General features: G+C 41.6%; 14 protein-coding genes. 12 read left to right on the plus strand and 2 right to left on the minus strand.

What is annotated here, in order from left to right; genetic code table 11:
- Positions 1-54 precede the first annotated feature (54 nt).
- The 12 genes from M1P97_RS06710 (at position 55) to M1P97_RS06765 (ending at position 13,650) form a co-directional block, all read left to right on the plus strand.
- Entirely contained in the window at positions 55-666 is a 612-nt protein-coding gene (locus tag M1P97_RS06710; RefSeq protein ID WP_129733349.1) for a hypothetical protein, read from the plus strand.
- A gap of 101 nt (positions 667-767) precedes the next feature.
- Complete coding sequence (locus tag M1P97_RS06715; RefSeq protein WP_129733348.1) at positions 768-1,190, plus strand: Fur family transcriptional regulator; 423 nt, start codon at positions 768-770, stop codon at positions 1,188-1,190.
- Between the two features lie 4 nt (positions 1,191-1,194).
- A complete protein-coding gene (locus M1P97_RS06720) occupies positions 1,195-1,674 on the plus strand; it encodes a DUF6769 family protein (RefSeq protein WP_163176182.1) in 480 nt (159 codons plus the stop codon).
- 165 nt (positions 1,675-1,839) lie between these two features.
- On the plus strand, positions 1,840-3,165 hold the full coding sequence (locus M1P97_RS06725) for an efflux RND transporter periplasmic adaptor subunit (protein ID WP_249388698.1): 1,326 nt from the start codon (positions 1,840-1,842) through the stop codon (positions 3,163-3,165).
- Between the two features lie 20 nt (positions 3,166-3,185).
- Positions 3,186-6,329 (plus strand): efflux RND transporter permease subunit, encoded by a 3,144-nt coding sequence (locus tag M1P97_RS06730; protein WP_129733345.1) that lies wholly within the window; start codon positions 3,186-3,188, stop codon positions 6,327-6,329.
- Positions 6,326-7,504: a TolC family protein gene (locus M1P97_RS06735; RefSeq protein ID WP_129733344.1), complete on the plus strand. Its 1,179-nt coding sequence runs from the start codon at positions 6,326-6,328 to the stop codon at positions 7,502-7,504. Before M1P97_RS06730 ends, M1P97_RS06735 begins: the two co-directional genes overlap by 4 nt.
- Before the next feature lie 11 nt (positions 7,505-7,515).
- Entirely contained in the window at positions 7,516-7,788 is a 273-nt protein-coding gene (locus M1P97_RS06740; RefSeq protein ID WP_129733343.1) for a hypothetical protein, read from the plus strand.
- Positions 7,789-7,800: 12 nt separating this feature from the next.
- Positions 7,801-9,744, plus strand: coding sequence for a heavy metal translocating P-type ATPase (locus M1P97_RS06745; RefSeq protein WP_129733342.1), 1,944 nt, complete (start codon positions 7,801-7,803; stop codon positions 9,742-9,744).
- Between the two features lie 38 nt (positions 9,745-9,782).
- Positions 9,783-10,631, plus strand: coding sequence for an RteC domain-containing protein (locus M1P97_RS06750; protein ID WP_163176180.1), 849 nt, complete (start codon positions 9,783-9,785; stop codon positions 10,629-10,631).
- A gap of 339 nt (positions 10,632-10,970) precedes the next feature.
- Complete coding sequence (locus M1P97_RS06755; protein ID WP_129733340.1) at positions 10,971-11,330, plus strand: helix-turn-helix domain-containing protein; 360 nt, start codon at positions 10,971-10,973, stop codon at positions 11,328-11,330.
- Positions 11,293-13,329: an AAA family ATPase gene (locus M1P97_RS06760; protein WP_129733339.1), complete on the plus strand. Its 2,037-nt coding sequence runs from the start codon at positions 11,293-11,295 to the stop codon at positions 13,327-13,329. Before M1P97_RS06755 ends, M1P97_RS06760 begins: the two co-directional genes overlap by 38 nt.
- A 12-nt stretch (positions 13,330-13,341) precedes the next feature.
- Complete coding sequence (locus tag M1P97_RS06765; RefSeq protein WP_129733338.1) at positions 13,342-13,650, plus strand: helix-turn-helix domain-containing protein; 309 nt, start codon at positions 13,342-13,344, stop codon at positions 13,648-13,650.
- A gap of 86 nt (positions 13,651-13,736) precedes the next feature.
- Here the strand turns inward: M1P97_RS06765 and M1P97_RS06770 are convergent, their stop codons facing one another.
- Both M1P97_RS06770 and M1P97_RS06775 read right to left on the minus strand, forming a co-directional pair.
- On the minus strand, positions 13,737-19,454 hold the full coding sequence (locus tag M1P97_RS06770) for an N-6 DNA methylase (protein ID WP_129733337.1): 5,718 nt from the start codon (positions 19,452-19,454) through the stop codon (positions 13,737-13,739).
- The gene (locus M1P97_RS06775) at positions 19,441-19,887 is read right to left on the minus strand and encodes a DUF1896 family protein (RefSeq protein ID WP_129733336.1); all 447 of its coding nucleotides are present in this window, start codon (positions 19,885-19,887) and stop codon (positions 19,441-19,443) included. The genes M1P97_RS06770 and M1P97_RS06775 overlap by 14 nt, the downstream gene beginning before the upstream one ends.
- Positions 19,888-19,937 lie beyond the last annotated feature (50 nt).

Genomic DNA, 19,937 nt, shown 5'->3' on the forward strand with positions numbered 1-19,937 from the left:
TATAATTACTCTTATGCGGTATATTAACATATAACATTTTAACAATAAAGGAATATGAAAAGAGTATTTTATTCATTAGCGGTTCTCGCATCGGTTATCACATTCGTTTCTTGTAGCCAGGATGATGATAGCAACTTTGGAGATATAGATCAAAGTTTGGAGCTTCGTGCATCTACACTCGGTTTTTCAAATGGCGATATCTACAAAAGCAGCGTGCTGAATCAGTGTGCTGCCGGAAATCACGAAAACTGCGATATACTTGCAGACGGAACACATCAGGTTTGTACAAATTCCCAACATTCAGGAATTAAACATGACGGTACCCATCACAATGGCACAGGCACAGGACATGGAGGAAATAACCATGATTCCAATACCTGCATGGATGTAAGCCACAATCATAACAACACACAAAACCACGATGTGAATACTTGTACTGATGCAAACCATAATCACAATAACGGACAAAACCATGATGTGAATACTTGTACAGATACAAGCCATAATCACAATGGAGAACAAAACCATGATGTGAACACTTGCACTGATGCAAGTCATAATCACAATGGGGAACAAAATCATGATGTGAATACCTGTACTGATAAGAGCCACAATCACAATGGAAGTGCCGATGGCTCTCATAATAAGGGCAACCATCATAATTAAGATATTATATGCAAAAAGGATGTGCAGTGATTTTAAAATCAGCATCATTTGACACATCCTTTTTGTTATAGAATAAATAACATAAATAATCTTTGAAATACGTGGACGATTTTATCATAAAATTATTAGAAGGAAAAGGCATAAAGCCCACATCTACACGGATTTTAGTATGGGATACAATGCTAAAGTTCACCGAAGCATTCAGTTTAGGGGACTTAGAGAAAAAATTATTGAGCATTGATAAATCGACTATTTCTCGTATAATTCACCTCTTTAATGATAATGGGCTGATTCATAAATTTGACGACGGATCAGGTTCGGTTAAATATTCGGTTTGTCAGGAGGATTGCGGTTGTAGTGAAGGTGATTATCATTTACACTTTTACTGTAACTACTGTAAAAAGGCATTTTGTTTGGAAAACGTGCCTGTTCCTCAAATAGAACTACCGGGAAATATGGAATTGGAGAGCGTTAATTTCGTAATTAAAGGCTATTGCGGAAAATGTGATAAGATTGCAACTTAGTTGCATGACTTTTTATTTTATCTTTGCACAGGTAAAAAAAGATTTAGTGAAACGAATTATTTCCATATCGTTTGTTGCATTGTCAAGTTTAGTATTACTGATACTTGCAATAGTACCACATCATCATCATGAGGGATTGGTGTGTATTGTTATGGAGATATGCGAACAGGATAATCAGGTAAACGATGAACATACAGACCATCGTGAGTTACCTAATGACAGTGACCATGAACAATCTTGTATTGCTGAATCTAAATATACTTCACCCAAAACGACAAATGAAACTAAGTGCAAGGTTTCTTCTTGTCAAAACCATGATCTTACACATTTATTCCCGATATTCTTTTTAGCTGCGGATTTCTTAATCTACGATTCGGGAGAATCAACCTCCGACTTTGAGTACGGAGAATTTATTTCATTCTATAAATCCGCAGAAGCAAACCAATTTCACGGTTTACGCGCCCCTCCTTCCATAATTTCCTGATGTTTTGACTTACAGGCTGTAAGTCATGCTGCTTTGTGCATTTGGATATGTTCAAGGCATAGGGTATTGGTATATACATATCAACCCATAAAAATCAATATTTCTCACGAGAAGCAAAGCAAATATCAGGATATGCTTTACTTCCCCCAATAATTAAAAAATAAAATGAAAACGTACATAATAGGATTATTCGTTGTTATCGCAATATTATTAACCGGATGCAATTCCGGTCAGGGAAAAAACAATCAAAAATCAAGTGATAAACATGAGCATGTTGATGGTGATGGACATGACCATTCTAATGAGAAAGAGCATGAACACTCCGAAGGTGATGGACATGACCATTCAAACGATAAAGAACATAAACATACTGACGGCGATGGGCATGACCACGCTAACGAGAAAGATCATAAGCACTCCGAGGGCGACGGACATGACCACGGAGCAGAAGCAATGGAAGACAGCCATTCGGATGAAATACTTTTCACCAAACAGCAAGCGCAACTTGTTGGATTGAAGACAGAAACCGTTGCTCTTGGTAGTTTCTACAATTCCATTAAAACCAGTGGACAGATACAAGCCTCGCAGGGTGATGAAGCTGTTATTGCAGCTACTTCCAACGGTATTGTATCTTTCACCAATCCGTCCATAACAGACGGTACAGCCGTACAAGCCGGACAATCCATTGTAACTATTTCAGCAAAGAAACTGTTGGAAGGCGATCCGTCCGTAAAAGCGCGGATTGAATACGAAACTGCACAGAAAGAGTTCCAACGTGCCGAATCATTGGTAAAAGACCAGATTATTTCCGCTAAGGACTTTGAACAGGCTCGTTTGCGTTATGAAACAGCGAAAACAGTATATCAGGCACAGGCAGGCAATATGACAGCCACCGGGGTAAGCGTTACAGCTCCCATTGCCGGATATATTAAGAACAGGCTTGTTGCACAGGGGGAATACGTTTCAGTAGGTCAGCCCATTGGAACTGTATCGCAGAATAGGCGTTTGCAGCTACGAGCCGAAGTATCAGAGAACAATTTCAAGATACTTAAAAGCATCAGTAGTGCTAACTTTAAGCCTGCCTATGACAATCAGGTATATAAACTTTCGGAACTTAACGGCCGGCTTTTATCTTTCGGTAAAGCATCCACTGACCAATCTTTCTATATTCCTGTTACATTCGAGTTTGATAACGTGGGCGATATTATTCCCGGAGCATATACCGAAGTATATCTGCTTTCGACCTTACAGGATAATGTAATATCCGTTCCCGTTTCTGCTATTACCGAAGAACAGGGACTTAACTTCGTGTATCTGCAAATAGGCGACGAAGAATATAAGAAACAGGAAGTAACCCTCGGACAGAATAACGGCGAAAGAGTGCAGATCCTTTCAGGTCTTCAACGCGGAGCCAAAGTAGTTACCAAAGGAGTATATCAGGTGAAACTGGCAGCAACTTCTTCAGTAATGCCCGAAGGACATAGTCACTAACCATTAAAACACGAATCAGTATGTTGAACAAGATAATAAAATTCTCGCTGAACAACCGTGTCGTTGTTTTAGTGGCATCCCTGCTGCTTATGCTGGCAGGAACCTATACAGCCGTCAATATGGAAGTCGATGTATTTCCCGACCTCAATGCACCCACCGTTGTGGTGATGACAGAGGCACGAGGTATGGCTCCCGAAGAAGTCGAACGGCTCGTTACTTTCCCTGTCGAAACCGCCCTGAACGGTGCTACTGATGTACGCCGTGTGCGTTCATCCTCTACCACAGGCTTTTCTATCGTATGGGTAGAATTTAACTGGGGAACGGACATCTACCGTGCCCGTCAGATTGTATCCGAAAAGTTAGCCGTTGTCAATGACCAGTTGCCGTCTAACGTTGGTAATCCGACGTTGGGGCCGCAATCGTCCATACTGGGTGAGCTTATGATTATCGGAGTAACCGCCGATTCAACCTCATTACAGGATTTGCGGACATTATCTGACTGGACTATCCGCCCCCGTTTATTATCAACAGGTGGAGTGGCACAGGTAACCGTTCTCGGTGGTGAAATCAAGGAATACCAGATATTGCTCGATCCCGGAAAGATGAAACATTACAACATCGGACTCAATGAAGTAATCGACGTCGTTACCGAAATGAACCAGAACGCCGCAGGTGGTGTATTGTATGAATACGGAAACGAATTTATCATCCGTGGCGTGCTTTCAACAAATAAAATACCATCATTGGGAAAAGCTGTTATCAAAACAGTAAACAATGTTCCTATCCTGATAGAAAACATTGCTGAAGTAAAAATAGGAGATAAAGCACCTAAACTGGGTATGGCATCCAACGACGGCAAAGCTGCCGTATTGATAACTGTTACCAAGCAACCGGCTACAAGTACGCTCGAATTGACAGACAAACTTGACGCTTCGCTTGCCGATTTACAGAAACAGCTTCCGGCAGATGTGAAGATAACAACCGACATCTTTCGTCAGGCACGTTTTATAGACAACTCCATCAATAACGTACAGAAATCATTGTACGAAGGGGGTATCTTCGTGGTTATCGTTTTCGTTATCTTCCTGATGAACGCACGTACAACCATTATATCACTTGTAACGATACCGTTGTCATTAGTCTTTGCAATACTCTCCTTAAAATTCATGGGGCTTACTATTAATACCATGAGCCTCGGAGGTATGGCTATTGCTATTGGCTCGCTTGTGGATGATGCCATTGTCGATGTAGAAAATGTGTTCAAGCGATTGCGGGAGAACAGGCAGAAACCAAAGGAACTGCAAAAAACCGTACTCAACGTCGTGTTCGATGCTTCCAAAGAAGTGCGTATGCCAATTCTATACTCCACATTTATCATCATCGCCAGCTTCGTTCCCTTGTTCTTCCTTTCTGGAATGGAAGGTCGTATGCTTGCACCGTTAGGAGTAGCCTTTATTATGGCATTGATAGCTTCTACCGTAGTAGCCTTAACCCTTACTCCAGTATTGTGTAGCTACCTGTTGGGTAAACCACGAAAAGATGATAAACCGGAACGTGAACCGTATATAGTAAGGAAACTGAAAATCGTTTACGAGGTAGCCCTTAAATGGACACTCAAATACAAGAAATGGGTACTTGGCGGAACAGGTGTTGTTTTAGTGATTGCCGTTATCATTTTCTTCTCATTAGGTCGTAGCTTCCTGCCGCCATTCAATGAGGGTTCATTTACCGTAAGCATCAGTAGTATGCCCGGTATATCGCTTGAAGAATCCGACAAGATGGGGCGTATAGCAGAAGATATCTTGCTTTCCATACCCGAAGTTCAAACCGTAGGACGGAAAACAGGACGTGCCGAACTCGATGAACACGCACTCGGTGTAAACGTATCGGAAATCGAAGCACCGTTCATCCTCGATAAACGTTCCAAAGATGAAGTGCTTGCCGAAATACGCGAAAAGATAAAAGTGTTGCCGGGAGTGAATATAGAAATAGGCGCACCCATTTCGCACCGTATCGACGCTATGTTATCCGGTACACGTGCCAACATCGCTATCAAGTTGTTCGGAACAGACCTCAATAAAATGTTCTCCATCGGTAACCAAATAAAAGCAAACATTCAGGACATTGAAGGTATTGCCGATCTGAACGTAGAACAACAAGTGGAACGTCCGCAGTTGAAGATAGAACCCAAAAGGGAAGTAATGGCGAAATACGGCATAACCTTACCCGACTTTGCGAAGATTGTAAACGTCATGCTCGCAGGTGAAGTCGTTTCACAGGTGTACGAAGAAAACCGCTCGTTCGACCTTACCCTAAAAGTAAACGACGATAGCCGTGAAACAGCCGAAAGGATAAAGAACCTTATTGTTGATGCCAACGGACGTAAAATTCCATTGAGTAATATAGCCGAAATAACATCGTCCACAGGCCCCAACACCATCAATAGGGAAAACGTTGCCCGTAAGATTGTAATATCGGCTAACGTTGCCGGACGTGACCTGCGCGGAGTAGTAAATGACATTCAGGACATCGTAAACGAAAAGATAGAACTGCCCGAAGGTTATCATATTGAGTACGGCGGACAGTTTGAGAGCGAACAGGCAGCATCACGCACCCTGCTTATTACCTCAATCTTCTCCATTCTTGCTATTTTCATGCTTCTGTTTGCGCAGTTTAAGAGCATAAACCAGTCCGTTGTTATCCTGCTTAACCTGCCGCTTGCCCTTATCGGCGGAGTGTTTGCCATTTTCTTTACTAACGGCGTTCTGAGCATACCGGCTATTATCGGGTTTATCTCCCTGTTCGGTATCGCTACACGTAACGGTATGTTGCTTATCTCACGATACAACGACCTTGTGGCAGAGGGGTATAGCAAACTTGATGCGGTAATGACCGGCTCGTTAGACCGTCTAAACCCCATCTTGATGACCGCATTAACCTCCGGTCTTGCACTGATACCGCTTGCATTGGGTGGTGATTTGCCGGGTAACGAAATACAAAGTCCGATGGCAAAGGTTATCCTGGGCGGATTGCTCACATCGACTTTGCTCAACGGCTTTATTATTCCTATCATGTACTTAATTACAAACAGGAAAGTAGTTGAAACCGAAATTCTGGACAACGAGGAACCTGAAGTAAACAACACTAAATTAGAATTAGAATGAGAACAATCATAATAACCATGTTGGTACTCTTCGCAGGCATAACGCTCAATGCGCAGAATAATATCAACCCTGTATTGTCTTCGATAGAAGAGAACAATACAACCCTGAAAGCCCTCCGCGAACAAGTTGAAGCGGATAAGCTGCAAAACAAAACGGGCATCTTCCTTGATGATCCGGAAGTGGGCTTCAATTATCTCTGGGGTAACCCTTCAAATATAGGTAATCGTACCGATTTTAGCGTATCGCAGACATTCGACATTCCCACCATTACGGGAATGAAAAGTCGGTTAGCAAACGGTAGAAACAACCTTGTGGAATGGCAGTACAAAGCCGACCGTATGAATATATTGCTCGAAGCAAAACAATACTGCATTGAACTGATATATTACAATTCCCTGCTTAAAGAACTTTATTTGCGTCTGGAACATGCAGAAACCATTGCCAAAGGTTATAAAGACCGTATGGACAGGGGCGACGTAAGTATCTTGGAGTACAACAAAGTAAACCTGAACCTTTCTACCATACAAGGAGAAATATCGCGCATGGAAGTAGAACGTGATGCACTCCTTGCCCAGTTGAAAAGGCTGAACGGCGGTATCGACGTAGTCTTTAATGATGCAGACTACGGCAGCCGTGAGCTTCCGTTGAACTTTAACGACTGGTATGTACAAGCCGAAGATAAAAACCCGGTGTTGGCATACGTGCGTAACGAAATCGAAGTAAGCCAGAAACAGGTATCACTAAGCAAAGCGATGAACCTGCCTAAGTTTACCGCCGGATACATGAGTGAAAAAGTAGTCGGACAACGGTATCAGGGTGTGTCGCTTGGTATATCCATACCGCTATGGTCGAATAAAAATCAGGTGAAACAGGCAAAGGCATCTGTTGCTGCTGCCCAAAGCCGCGAAGCCGATACCAAGCAACAGTTTTTCAGCCAACTGCAAATACAGTATTCCAAAGCAATGGGACTGAAAACTACTGCCGACAAATATCGTAAATCGCTGGCAAACGTAAATAATACCATCCTGTTGAAAAAAGCACTTGATGCGGGTGAAATATCCTTGCTTGATTACATGGTTGAAATGGGATTGTACTACGACAACGTAAACCAGACGCTTGCAGCCGAAAGGGATTATCAACTGGCATTTGCCGAACTTGCAGCCGTAGAACTCTAAAAAATGATGTCATGAAAAGACAGCAAAAGAAAAAAAAGAGTAAGGTCATTGCAAAGAAAAAAATGATTAGTTCAAGAGCAAAAAAATGGATTGTAGCGTTAAGTATAACCATTGGGATTACATTAGGTTTTTTGTTATGGTATTATGTAACCAGATGTCCCCATCATCATTGTTTCTTTCATAGATGGCCGTTAAAGGAAGTCTTATTCTTTGGGACTTTGTTTACACTATTACCATTTGTGTTTTTGAATGAGGAATTGTATAAAAAGAAGTATAAACGATAAATTAAAATAATTATGGGAAATTGCAATGATGGGGCTTGTGTTATAGACAAGACCAAACAGGAAATGGATACCTCACAGAAAAGAGGTTACATCCGGGCGGCTATCTCCTTTGTGATGCTGATTGCAGGCATCATCTTTTCCGCTGTCGGGCTTTCGTTCTTTGCCGATAAGTGGGTACAACTCGCATGGTATATCATCGCTTATATTCCGGTAGGCTTACCGGTGATAAAAGAAGCATGGGAAGCCATTCGCCAGAAAGACGTATTCAGCGAGTTTACATTGATGAGTATAGCTACCATCGGGGCGTTCTTTATCGGAGAATACCCCGAAGGCGTTGCAGTAATGCTGTTCTATGCCGTAGGCGAACTCTTTCAGGATGCAGCGGTAAACCGTGCAAAAAGGAGCATTAGTGCATTACTTGATGTCCGACCAGAAACAGCGACAGTTATTAAGATGGATAAAACTGAAATAATGTCGCCGGAGAATGTAAATGTAGGTGATATTGTGGAAGTCAAGGTAGGCGAAAGAGTGCCTCTTGACGGAATTTTACTGAATGAATCGGCATCTTTTAATACTTCGGCATTAACTGGAGAGAGTGTTCCCAGAACGATACGGAAAAATGAGGACGTATTTGCAGGTATGATACTTACCGACAATGTTTCAAGAATTGAAGTAACGAAACCATTTGGTATGAGTGCTTTGGCTCGTATTCTTGACCTTGTTCAGAACGCCACAGAAAAAAAGGCACCCGCAGAACAGTTCATACGCAAATTTGCCCGCATCTATACTCCGATAGTGGTGGCACTGGCTGCGCTTATAGTGTTATTACCACTGGCATACTCTGCTATTAATCCGGCATTCAATTTTGTGTTGTACGACTGGGTTTATCGTGGATTGGTATTCCTCGTTATTTCCTGCCCGTGTGCTTTGGTTATCAGCATACCGTTGGGCTACTTTGGTGGTATCGGGGCGGCAAGCCGTAAAGGAATACTATTTAAAGGAAGCAACTATTTGGAAGCCATTACCAAAGTAAATACGGTGGTGATGGATAAAACCGGAACACTGACACAGGGAGTTTTCAAGGTACAAAAGATTGTTCCGGCAGATTTTCTGCTCGAAACAGACCTTGTGAATTTAGTGGCTTCGGTTGAAACGCAAAGTACGCATCCCATAGCGAAAGCTATTGTGGAATATGCAAAAGAGCAGAATATCGAAGTAATTAAGCCGGAGATTGTGAATGAAATCGCAGGGCACGGCTTACAGGCTTCTATCAATGGTAAAATAGTTCTTGTGGGTAATCCTAAATTATTGATAAAAAACAATGTAGAGTTCCCGCCGGAAATAGCGACTATACCCGAAACGATTGTTGTTTGCGCTATCAATGGCATCTATTCCGGATATATTCTGGTAGCCGATGCTCCGAAAGAGGATGCAGCTACAGCCGTGAACGCTTTGCGTGAGTTAGGAATTAAGAATATTGTAATGCTGTCAGGAGATAAACAGGCCATCGTTTCGCAGCTTGCCACAGAGTTGAACGTTACGCAAGCGCATGGCGATCTGCTGCCCGAAGGAAAGGTTGAGTATGTAGAGCAGTTGAAGTCCGATCCGGGTAATAACATTGCTTTTGTAGGCGATGGGATAAACGATGCGCCTGTTCTTGCCATGAGCGACGTAGGCATTGCAATGGGTGGACTGGGTAGCGACGTTGCCATAGAAACGGCAGACGTTATTATTCAGACAGACCAACCGAGCCGGATAGCAACGGCTATAACAATAGGCAAAGCTACACGCCGAATTGTTATACAGAATATAAGTCTGGCTTTTGGTGTAAAGCTCATTGTGTTGATTTTGGGTGCAGGAGGTGTTGCAACCTTATGGGAAGCGGTATTTGCTGATGTTGGGGTATCGTTATTGGCGATATTGAACGCTATTAGGATTTTGAAAATGAAATTTTAATTATGCCCTGTTGGGGTTTGTACCTAAAATATAGCCTTATGAATAAACACGTCAATACTATAATCGAAAAAGTGAATGATCAGCTTGAAGCTATTGAACTGGAAGAAGAAGCCTCTTTAAGAAAAGCTAAAAAAGCAGTTTTGTTGCTAAAAGGAATTATGCAACAGCTAAAGATGAAACTGAACGATTATAAGTTCAAAAGTGATGATGAAGAAATATGTTTTTTTAAAGAGTACAAACCCCAACTTTTCAGCAAATTAATCTATTACTCGGAGATTTATAAGATAGAAACTAATCGACCGACTGGAAGTGATACGGCACAGAAAAATTATATAATAAGGGAATTAGACAGGATAAAAGATTATTTTGATAAAAACTTAGATTTCTACCAGTATTACAGGACAGAGAAGACTCATCTTGACCGTTATTATTTTCTTCGGGTAGAGCCGAATATTGAACTTAATGTAGATTGCTTCTACTTTGAAAGGGATAATAATTTTTCTACCAGTTTTGATTACAAAGTTTCTAAAATATTAGCCAATGAGATGCTCCGTATTTATCTCAATGCTGAATTAAATAAACTGGAAAAACATCCTGAAAACGAAATGGATAACTCTAAATTTCCCCGTATAAAACATACTTGGACAGGAACTAAAACAGAACTTGTCGAACTGATTTATGCTATATATGCAAAAGGAAGCATAAATTATGGAAACATTGATATTAAAGAGTTGATAGATTATTTCTGTAATGTTTTCAATACCGATGCCGGAGAGTTTTACCGCATCTATTTGAATATCAGAAACCGGAAAGAAAGCCGGACTTTATATCTTGATTCATTGCGAGATAGCCTTAACAAAAAAATGGATGATGACGATAACAGGTAAAATGTCAGGTGGTCAATAAAAAAACAGCAGAAGTAATTATAAAAATCAATTCATTATCAATAAGTTATGAGAAAATCAATATAAAGATGATATAAAGTTTATCTTAACGGATTTTCCCTCTTTTAGCCCTGAAAAACTATCATTTTCAGGGCTTTTTTACGTCTTTTTCTTCCAAAAATACCCAATGTAAAGATTCTCACTTTACATTCCTAAAAAAACAAAACTAAAACATTCTGATTATTAGATATTTAGAATGAAATTTCAAAAATAGTTATAGCAACTTGTCATTCTACGTTTTTGCAACTTCCGAACTTTGCATCAATTCAATAAGTAGCAATTATGGATGTCATTACAATAGAATCACAGGCATACAAAGAATTAGTTTCCAAAATTAATGCCATAGCGAAATTCGTGATAGATCATCAGGATGATGATACTACCAACCCGGACGAAATGTGGGTGGACAGTTACGAAGTTTGCACCTTTCTCAAAATCAGCGAACGAACACTTCAACGTTTGCGAAGTAACCGGATGATTTCTTATTCCATTATCTCCGGCAAATCATATTATACCATTGCTGAAATAAAACGGATGCTTACTGAGAAAAGAATCCGCAGCACCGATGAATGTATGAATGACCTTATAAATAATCATAAACTCCATGCTCAACAAAGACGAATTATTAAGACGGACGAATAACGGTTTGGACGTATTCAAACACTATATCCCAGTCCAATGGAAAACAGGACGTAATTTCCTTAATCCTTTGTATGAAGACCGTAAAGCATCGTGCAATGTATATTTTGACCGTCGTAATGGCGTTTATAAAATTAAGGATTTCGGCAATGACGATTATAGTGGTGATTGCTTCTTTTTTGTTGGAAAACTAAAAGGCTTGAATTGTGGAAATGGTGCCGACTTTGTAGAAATATTAAAGACCATAAACAGGGATATGGCGTTAGGATTGAGTGATTCAGATTACTCACATACTCCGCCAATCGCATCAAACAAGCAACAGGCTCCACCGGAACCGCAAAAAAACAAACCGTATAATATTCTTCAACAAAAATTCACCCAAAAAGAATTGGATTTTTGGATGCAGTCAGGCATTACCCCTGAAATACTTAAACTATACAAAACAGTATCACTAAAAGAGTTCAGGAGTGAAAATAAAGACAATAAGCCATTTTATTATACTTCATCAGAAAATGAACCGATTTTCGGATATATGGGTAAAAGGCATGTGAAGATTTACCGTCCGTTTTCGGAAGTCCGTTTCTTGTATGGTGGTAATATCGGAGAGAATTACTGTTTCGGACTGGAGCAATTACCCGCCAAAGGAGATACATTGTTCATCTCTGGCGGAGAAAAAGACGTGATGACACTTGCCGCTCACGGATTCCACGCTATCTGCTTTAATAGTGAAACTTCTACAATCCCGGCAGGGATTATTTATAAACTGACGTTCCGCTTTAAACATATTGTACTACTCTACGATGCGGACAAAACAGGAACGGATAGTGCGGTAAAGCATGAAAAAGCATTATCCGAATATGGCGTTAAACGGCTTGTACTACCACTATCAGGAGAGAAAAAAGACAAAGATATAACCGACTATTTCAGTAAGGGCAATAGCCGGAAAGAGTTCCGGCAACTATTTCTCGATTTTCTTGATAACCTATATAACGAAACAATGACCATGCTGAAATCGTGCGAAATTGATTTTAACAATCCTCCGGCAAAAGCAGAGGAAGTTATATCTGCCGGCGACGTACCACTGGGCACACAGGGTAATATACTTTGTATTACCGGTGGCGAGGGTACAGGAAAAAGTAACTATGTTGCCGCCCTGATTGCAGGTTCGATAAGAAACGACAATCGTCCAATAGATACGTTAGGCGTTGATGTGCGGGATAATTCCGACCATAAAGCGGTTTTGCTCTATGATACGGAACAATCGGAAGTACAGCTTTTCAAAAATGTATCAAATCTTCTGAAACGTGCTAAACTGGAAAAAAAACCGGAAGAATTACGGGCTTTCTCCCTTACCGGAATGTCCCGGAAAGAGCGGTTGCAAGCCATTGTTCAAAGTATGGATAAATACCATTACGAATATGAGGGCATTCGCTTGGTTGTTATTGACGGGATAGCAGATTTAGTGTCATCGGCAAATGATGAAGTGGAAAGCATCAGGATTATGGACGAATTATACCGGTTGGCGGGAATATACCGCACTTGTATCGTATGCGTACTTCATTATGTACCCAATGGCTTGAAATTGCGGGGGCATCTTGGTTCGGAGCTACAACGCAAAGCTGCTGCAATCCTTAGTATAGAACTTGACAGCGATCCGTCCATATCGGTAGTAAAAGCGCTCAAAGTAAGGGACGGCAGTCCTCTCGACGTTCCTTTAATGCAGTTTTCGTGGGATAAAGAATTAGGTATGCACATATATATCGGAGAAAAACCACGAGAGGAAAAAGAAAAAAGGAAAGAGAAAGAACTGGCGACAGTTGCCCGTGAGATATTCGATTCACAAAGGCATCTGACCTATATAGACCTATGCGACCGCATACAGCAGATAATGGATGTAAAAGAACGCACAGCCAAAAGCTACATTAAATATATGCGAGAGAAAGATATAATTATAAAAGATCCGTCCAATCAAAACTACTTTATGATAGGGCATATCATCTAAAAACGAAATACTATGTATATAGATAGAGAAAATTTTGAAGCATGGATGGAGCGTATCATGGATCGCTTCGACAAAATAGATAAAATACTTGATAAAATGAGTAAACGTAGGAATATGTTAGATGGAGAAATTTTGCTTGATAATCAGGATTTGTGCATGTTGCTTAATGTAAGTAAACGCACCCTGCAACGCTATCGTAGTACCGGAGAACTGCCTTTTCAGACAGTTTATCATAAGACATACTACAAAGAAAGTGATGTTCATATTTTCATCAGGGAAAACTTTAACAAGAAAAGGGGCAACAATAAGAAAAACCCGTGAGGGCATTACTATTTCCATATTTATAGTTTTTATGAATTTATATTCAAAAGCCCGTACCGTCGTGATGACAGGCACGGGCTTTATTTTTACAGTTTGAAATTTTTAGAAGAATCCTTTTTATCCACTTTCGGCGGACTACCACCCACCGATGCAATAACAAGCCTATCGCCCATTATTTCTTTAACTCCCTGCAAAGTATTTGGCAATGGTGCATCCCGAACAGTCGATGTTTCGGTCTTGCCTTGCGACTGGTTCTGATTGGTAGTAGAAACAGTCTTATCAGGTACAGTTTCCGCTTGTCCTTCAGTTTCACTGATTGGAGTAAGTGAGAGCTGAATTTCCCTATCCAACTTTATTAACTCGTCTTTCAGGGTTTTCAGTTCCGGTTCCTTACGCCAAGTACCTTCGACTACTTCTTTCAGTACAGGTATATCCTTTTGCAACTTCTCATTATCCGCTTGATACTTCTCCAAAAGTTTAGGCATGGTATCGAGTGCATTCAGGAAATTTTGTGCTGCGGTCTTCGGATCAGTAGCCATTACCCCGTGATTATAATTGTAGAGAATATTGCCCTCTCCCTTAATAAAGAAACGATTTTGTATAACATCGAAGCCATCTTTATTAGTGGTTTCAGATTTTACCATTAAATCAAAACCGTAAAGTGTACCAATTTTCTCATGCGCTCCATGTGTGCGGGCTTTGTCGGCTATTTCATTTAGCTTCAGCCCGACTTCTTTTGGGTTACTGCCCTGTAATCCGTCTAACTGAACAGGATTCAGGCGGGTAATACCGTCCGGCTGATGCTGAACACGGGTGTTAAACGCTTCAATATCTTTGGATATACGGCTAATAAACCCGTTGTTTTGCTCTACATTGGATATAATATCCTCCAATTTGTAACGTGATGATGACTTGCCACGCATGAATGCCTGTCGTTCGGATTCCAAAGAAGCGATTTTCTTTTCCAATCGTGCTTTCTCCAGTAATTCGGTATTGCCGGAAAGAATTGCCACATATTCAGAGAAGTTCATACCGCCTTTTTCGTCCATACTTCCCTCGTCGATAGTACGGCTACCCAGTGAATTATTTTTCAACTGGCGAATGAAAAGCTGCTTGTTGTGAAGTAAACCGAACTTGTACGCATCTAACGATTTTTCCACAGCATAGATAAGTACATCTACTTTATTATCCGCATATAGCTTCGCAATTTCATTGCCCTTGCGAATGCCCCGACCGTCCCGCTGTTCCAAGTCTGACGGTCGCCAAGGCGCATCTAAATGGTGGATTGCAACGCATCGTTTCTGGGCGTTTACTCCGGTTCCCAACATTTCGGTAGAGCCGAACAATACACGGATTTTACCCTCGTTCATATCCTTAATCATGGTTTTACGAGCCTTATCCGTTTTGGCTTCCTGAATAAAGCGTATTTCGTGAGCCGGGATTCCATAGTCATCCACCAGTTTACGCTTTATCTCGGAGCATGGGTTCCATTCTCCGGGTTTGTAAGTGCCTAAATCGGAGAAAACGAACTGGGTTGCTTTGTGGTCTTTGAATTTTGTGTAGTAGTCTGATACCATTTTAGCCACATGGGAAGCCTTGTTGTCCACATGGTCGCCATATTTAACTGGATCAATCAGTCGCATATCGAGGGACATCTTTCGCGCGTAATCGGTAGCGATAAGCATTTTTGCTTTTTCTTCGCTTTCCGATAATGGCGCACGTCCTAATATTTCACCTTTACCTGTTTTGGCGAACTCTACCAACTTTTGTATAAACTCCTGTTGGTCGGGTGTTGGTGGAATATTATGCAGAATTTCATTCTTTACAGGGCGGTCGATACCAATATCCTCCGCAGAACGATAGTCTGTTATTTCGGCATAAAAAGCTGCCAATTCGGGTACTTTGATAAAATACCGAAAGCGTTCTTTTTGCACAATTTCATTCGTTACCGAAAATTCGTAGTCTATCGACTTTTTGGCGAAGATTGCCGCCCACGCATCGAATGTATTAATACCCTGTCGTTCCAGTTCGTTCGGCCGGAGATACTTGAAAAGCAAGTATAACTCTGTCAAACTGTTGGAAATGGTTGTGCCTGAAAGAAAAGTGGCTCCCAAATCTTTTCCCGTCCTGTCCTGAATGGTACGCAGGGCAAAAAGCATATTCAAGGCACGTTGTGAGCCTTCGGCATTACCCAGACCTGCAACCCTGTCGTGTCGGGTTGTAAAGGTCAGGTTCTTGAATCGGTGGCTCTCATCAACATACAAGTGGTCGATACCCATAAGACGGAAATCTACGGTGTCATCCTTGCGGTTCTCAATCTGGTAGGTTATATTTTCCAATTTGGCTTCAAGGTTTAATTGTCTTTTAACTAAACCTTTTTCCATAGCACGGGAAATCTCCTTTCCTTGTGCCCGTAACACTTCCAGATTTTCTTCTACGCTATCGAGTTCCGCCTGTAATATCCGTTGCTGAATTTCGGGTGACTGGGGTATCATACCAAACTGTTCGTGTGTTAAAATGATTGCATCCCAGTTGTTATTCTTCATTTCGTTGAAAATCTTCGCCCGTTTAGCAGGGGTGAAATCTTCTTTACCCGGATACAACACTTTTGCATTGGGGTAAGCCGTACAGAAAGTTTGGGCTATTTCATGAACATTGGCTTTGAGCGCCATAATGAGCGGTTTATTTACCAATCCCAAACGTTTTTTCTCGTAGGCGCTTACACACATTATCAGGGTTTTACCGCCCCCGACTTCGTGGTCGATAATACCCCCGCCATTGAGTTTATCCATCCAAATTGCATCCTTTTGGCTATTGTATAGGTCGGGAATACCCAAGCCTTTCAGATCCAGTCCCGGAAACTCTTGGTGGCTTCCGTCATACTCCGGACGGACGAAACAATTAAATGTACGGTTGTATTTATCTGCCAGTCGGTCTTTGAACTCCGGTGATTGTTCGTTAAGCCATTCAACGAAACCGTTCCGTATCTCGTCAATCTTGGAATTGGCGAGTTGAATAGATTCGGAATCACGTACCTTGACCTCTTTTATTTCCCCGTCAATCAACTTATTGACTTTCTTTGTTATATCAGGAGAGGTATTATGCAAGGCGTGTTTCATCAGGGCGATACCGTCGAAAGTCCGGCTTGTTGCCTTAACAGCGTACTGATCCCATATCTTGATATTTTTGCTGTCGGCTTTGAGCGTGTATTCATCACGGCTTTGAGCATAATGCACCGATACATTCGTATCAAACAAATGTGAAGCGTATTTGCTGTAAATGCCCGACGGTATCCACCGTTCTCCGAAATTAAAATCCAAATCTTCGAATGCTATCGGACGGGGTATTGCTTCTTTCAGAGCCTTTAATGATTCTTTTGCCGCTTCATTGTCGGGGTGGTTTTCTATATACCGCTCTACGTGTTCCGCTTTGGAGATAACATTACCACTTATGAACTTGTCTTTAATTTCATAAGAGCCTATCATTGGATTGAAAAATACCTGCCCTTTGAGTTCCTCCAGTATTTCATCCGAAGTCCCCCCTGTAAGCCCTGCCATATATTCAAGGTTTACCGTTGCATGTTTATTGAGCGAAGCGGTCAGGGCTTCCCGTGCATTATCGGCATGGGTAATCTCATTGGGATTAAAGGCAACCGGTTGTTGAAATATATCGGCTTTGACGGCTTTACCGTCGATATACCGTTCCAGAGAAAGAATTTCCGTTCCTCCGGCATCCATTTTTATAAGACTAAGATTTTTCGCATCGTTTATATTTCCGAAACGGCGGGTAAAATCATCATACAGTCGGTTAAGCATTTCCCTTAATGCAGGATTGGCTTCCAACCTTGTTGCTTCGTTGCTGTACAGGTGGTGATAAGTGTCCCGTATTTCAATATAAAGGGATGCTTTCGCCTGCTGTGTTCCGGTGAGCTGAAGCGGATGGAACATCGGCTGAAATCCATTCAAATCACGCAAATAACCGATACGATTATTTTCGTCGGTAACAAGTGAGCCATCACGGTAATGGGACGGTATATCTTCCAATAGGAAAGGAACAGGTTTCATGCGTTCCTGCTGTTCCCGTTCGGCTTCCTCTTTCAGCCGTTCCAACTGTTCTTCCCGACGGGCATCGAATACGGGATAGGCCTCGGCGCTTTCCTGTTGTAGCTTTTCCCGTTGCTGCGCTGCATTATGCGCCATTTCTTCCCGCCAGTCCATAAACGGCAGTTCCTTTGACTTGCTTGCCTGTAATTTGAATTTTCTACCTCTCTTTTTGGGTTTGTTTACCTGACTGCGTTCCTCTTGGGTAAAGCCGAAAAGGTCATAGAGCGTTATTAATGGTTCCTGCGTTACGGACTGGGGTTTCGCCTCCGTAGTCGGCGCTTTTTTAATGGCAGGATCATCCATATCGAAAAGAGTACCTCTAAAAGTATTTGGAGCAGCCGGTTGTCTTTCTTCTGTTTCATTCTGCTTTTTTTCTTTAATTCCAAAATCTTCGGGTTGTGGCGGACGTTCGGCATACAGTTTTCTGTCCATTTCAGAAGCGTAATCACTTAATTCCTGAATATCCTGTTCGGTTATCTGATTGCTGTTATCCAATTTTGCAGATTGAGATTGTTGTGTTACCGACTGTGCCGGGTTTTCCTGTGCATAGTTTTGGTAACGCTGCAAATCCAAATGTTTTGAAAAATCATCTTTCAGCATTTGCCGCAAATCTGTGGCTATTCCCTCAATACCGCCTTCATGGGTAAAAACAATAGCAGGTTTGCCGTATGGATCGGTGTCGATTTTGGAACGGGTTTGTACTACTCTGTTGAAATCACGGAACAGGTTATTAATAGATATGCCGTTAGATAATTTGCGGGATTCGATAAAATCCTGCTGTCGTTGGCTTGGAACTATATTTTTATTATTCCGTTGTAATACAATCAGGTCGCTGCCGACATCAGTTCCGGCATGGTCGGAAAAGAGGTTGTTCGGCAAACGGATAGCTGAAACAACATCGCAAGAGTTCATCAGGTATTCCCGTATCGGTTTGTTTTGTTCCGAATTGAGTACGCCCTGACTGGTAATAAAGGCGATTAACCCGCCTTCTCTGGCCGACATGACACTTTTTACAAAAAAGTAGTTGTGTATCGCCTGTGTCGATTGTTTGACGGCGGGTATTTCATGGTTGGACAGTAGCGGATCGAATACCGAAACATCTCCAAAAGGGATATTAGATGCAATCACATCAAAATGCTGTGAATAGCGTCCTTCCATTTTTTCGTAACCTTCAATCCGTACCTTATCATCAGGATAAAGGTGCGATAGAATTTTACCTGTTAGCAGGTCTTTTTCAAAACTGGTTACGTTAGCTTCAGGTGCAATATCTTTGAAAGAAGAAATAAACGCACCTGTTCCGGCACTGGGTTCTAAAAAGCGTGTCGGAGTTATACCGCTATCCTTTAGTGCATCCGCTAACACATCAATAACAGGCTTCGGCGTATAAAATGCCGTAAGGATAGAACTTTTCAGGGAACTGACATAGCGTTTGTAAACTTCCGGTGTGGGAGAACTTTCACGGAGTACCTCGTGGAGTTCTTGCACCAACGGGAAAAGCTCGACTTCGGATTTAGACCACCGCTCAATATCTTCGGGTTTGTCGGCAGGGTTAAGGATTGCCTTAATCCCTCCAAAGCCTGAATATTTTGCGAGTATTTCCCGTTCTTCGGGTGTTGCCTTTTTTTGTTCCTTGTCGAGCCTTAACGCTAACTTTATTGCGTCAATATTCTGACGCAAATGAGTTCGCTTATTGTAACTCATTTTCGAGCAGTATCAGGATCGTGCCGACAAGCTCTGTATAAAGCGACTGGTACTCTGTCGTTTCGGCATAATCATCACTAAGGTTGTATTTAGCAAATACCGCCTGACATTCGGGCATTAGTTCTTTTGCCTTTGCCTGGGCACCACCCGGAGAAACTTCGTCGAAAAACTCGTTCCAAAGTATTTCAACTACTATATTATAAGGTGAAAAGTGTAAGCCTTTGAATAAGGCTTCGTTTGCAATTTCGGCAGCTTGAATATGGTCTAAACCGCTTTTTACGGCTTCGCTGTACGCTTCGGCTGCCATATCCCCACGTCCGGCAATAAATGAAAGGTCATTTGCTTTGTCGGGGTGGGAATCACGTAAATAAGAAAGTAGATTGAGCCGGAAGTATGACATTTCCGCAGGCTCTAAATTTGAATTGTATTTCATAACTATGAATTTTTTAGTGGAAAACTATTGATACGGATAAGCAAAAGGCA

The sequence above is a fragment of the Parabacteroides leei genome (genome assembly GCF_023369805.1).
GTDB lineage: Bacteria > Bacteroidota > Bacteroidia > Bacteroidales > Tannerellaceae > Parabacteroides > Parabacteroides leei.

Excerpts from the sequence above, each read along its gene's own strand:
- M1P97_RS06765 (WP_129733338.1), top strand. The coding sequence starts at position 13,342 with ATGTATATAGATAGAGAAAATTTTGAAGCATGGATGGAGCGTATCATG.
- M1P97_RS06740 (WP_129733343.1), top strand. The coding sequence starts at position 7,516 with ATGAAAAGACAGCAAAAGAAAAAAAAGAGTAAGGTCATTGCAAAGAAA.
- M1P97_RS06735 (WP_129733344.1), top strand. The coding sequence starts at position 6,326 with ATGAGAACAATCATAATAACCATGTTGGTACTCTTCGCAGGCATAACG.
- M1P97_RS06775 (WP_129733336.1), bottom strand. The coding sequence starts at position 19,887 with ATGAAATACAATTCAAATTTAGAGCCTGCGGAAATGTCATACTTCCGG.
- M1P97_RS06730 (WP_129733345.1), top strand. The coding sequence starts at position 3,186 with ATGTTGAACAAGATAATAAAATTCTCGCTGAACAACCGTGTCGTTGTT.
- M1P97_RS06745 (WP_129733342.1), top strand. The coding sequence starts at position 7,801 with ATGGGAAATTGCAATGATGGGGCTTGTGTTATAGACAAGACCAAACAG.
- M1P97_RS06760 (WP_129733339.1), top strand. The coding sequence starts at position 11,293 with ATGCTCAACAAAGACGAATTATTAAGACGGACGAATAACGGTTTGGAC.
- M1P97_RS06770 (WP_129733337.1), bottom strand. The coding sequence starts at position 19,454 with ATGAGTTACAATAAGCGAACTCATTTGCGTCAGAATATTGACGCAATA.
- M1P97_RS06710 (WP_129733349.1), top strand. The coding sequence starts at position 55 with ATGAAAAGAGTATTTTATTCATTAGCGGTTCTCGCATCGGTTATCACA.
- M1P97_RS06750 (WP_163176180.1), top strand. The coding sequence starts at position 9,783 with ATGAATAAACACGTCAATACTATAATCGAAAAAGTGAATGATCAGCTT.
- M1P97_RS06755 (WP_129733340.1), top strand. The coding sequence starts at position 10,971 with ATGGATGTCATTACAATAGAATCACAGGCATACAAAGAATTAGTTTCC.
- M1P97_RS06725 (WP_249388698.1), top strand. The coding sequence starts at position 1,840 with ATGAAAACGTACATAATAGGATTATTCGTTGTTATCGCAATATTATTA.
- M1P97_RS06720 (WP_163176182.1), top strand. The coding sequence starts at position 1,195 with ATGACTTTTTATTTTATCTTTGCACAGGTAAAAAAAGATTTAGTGAAA.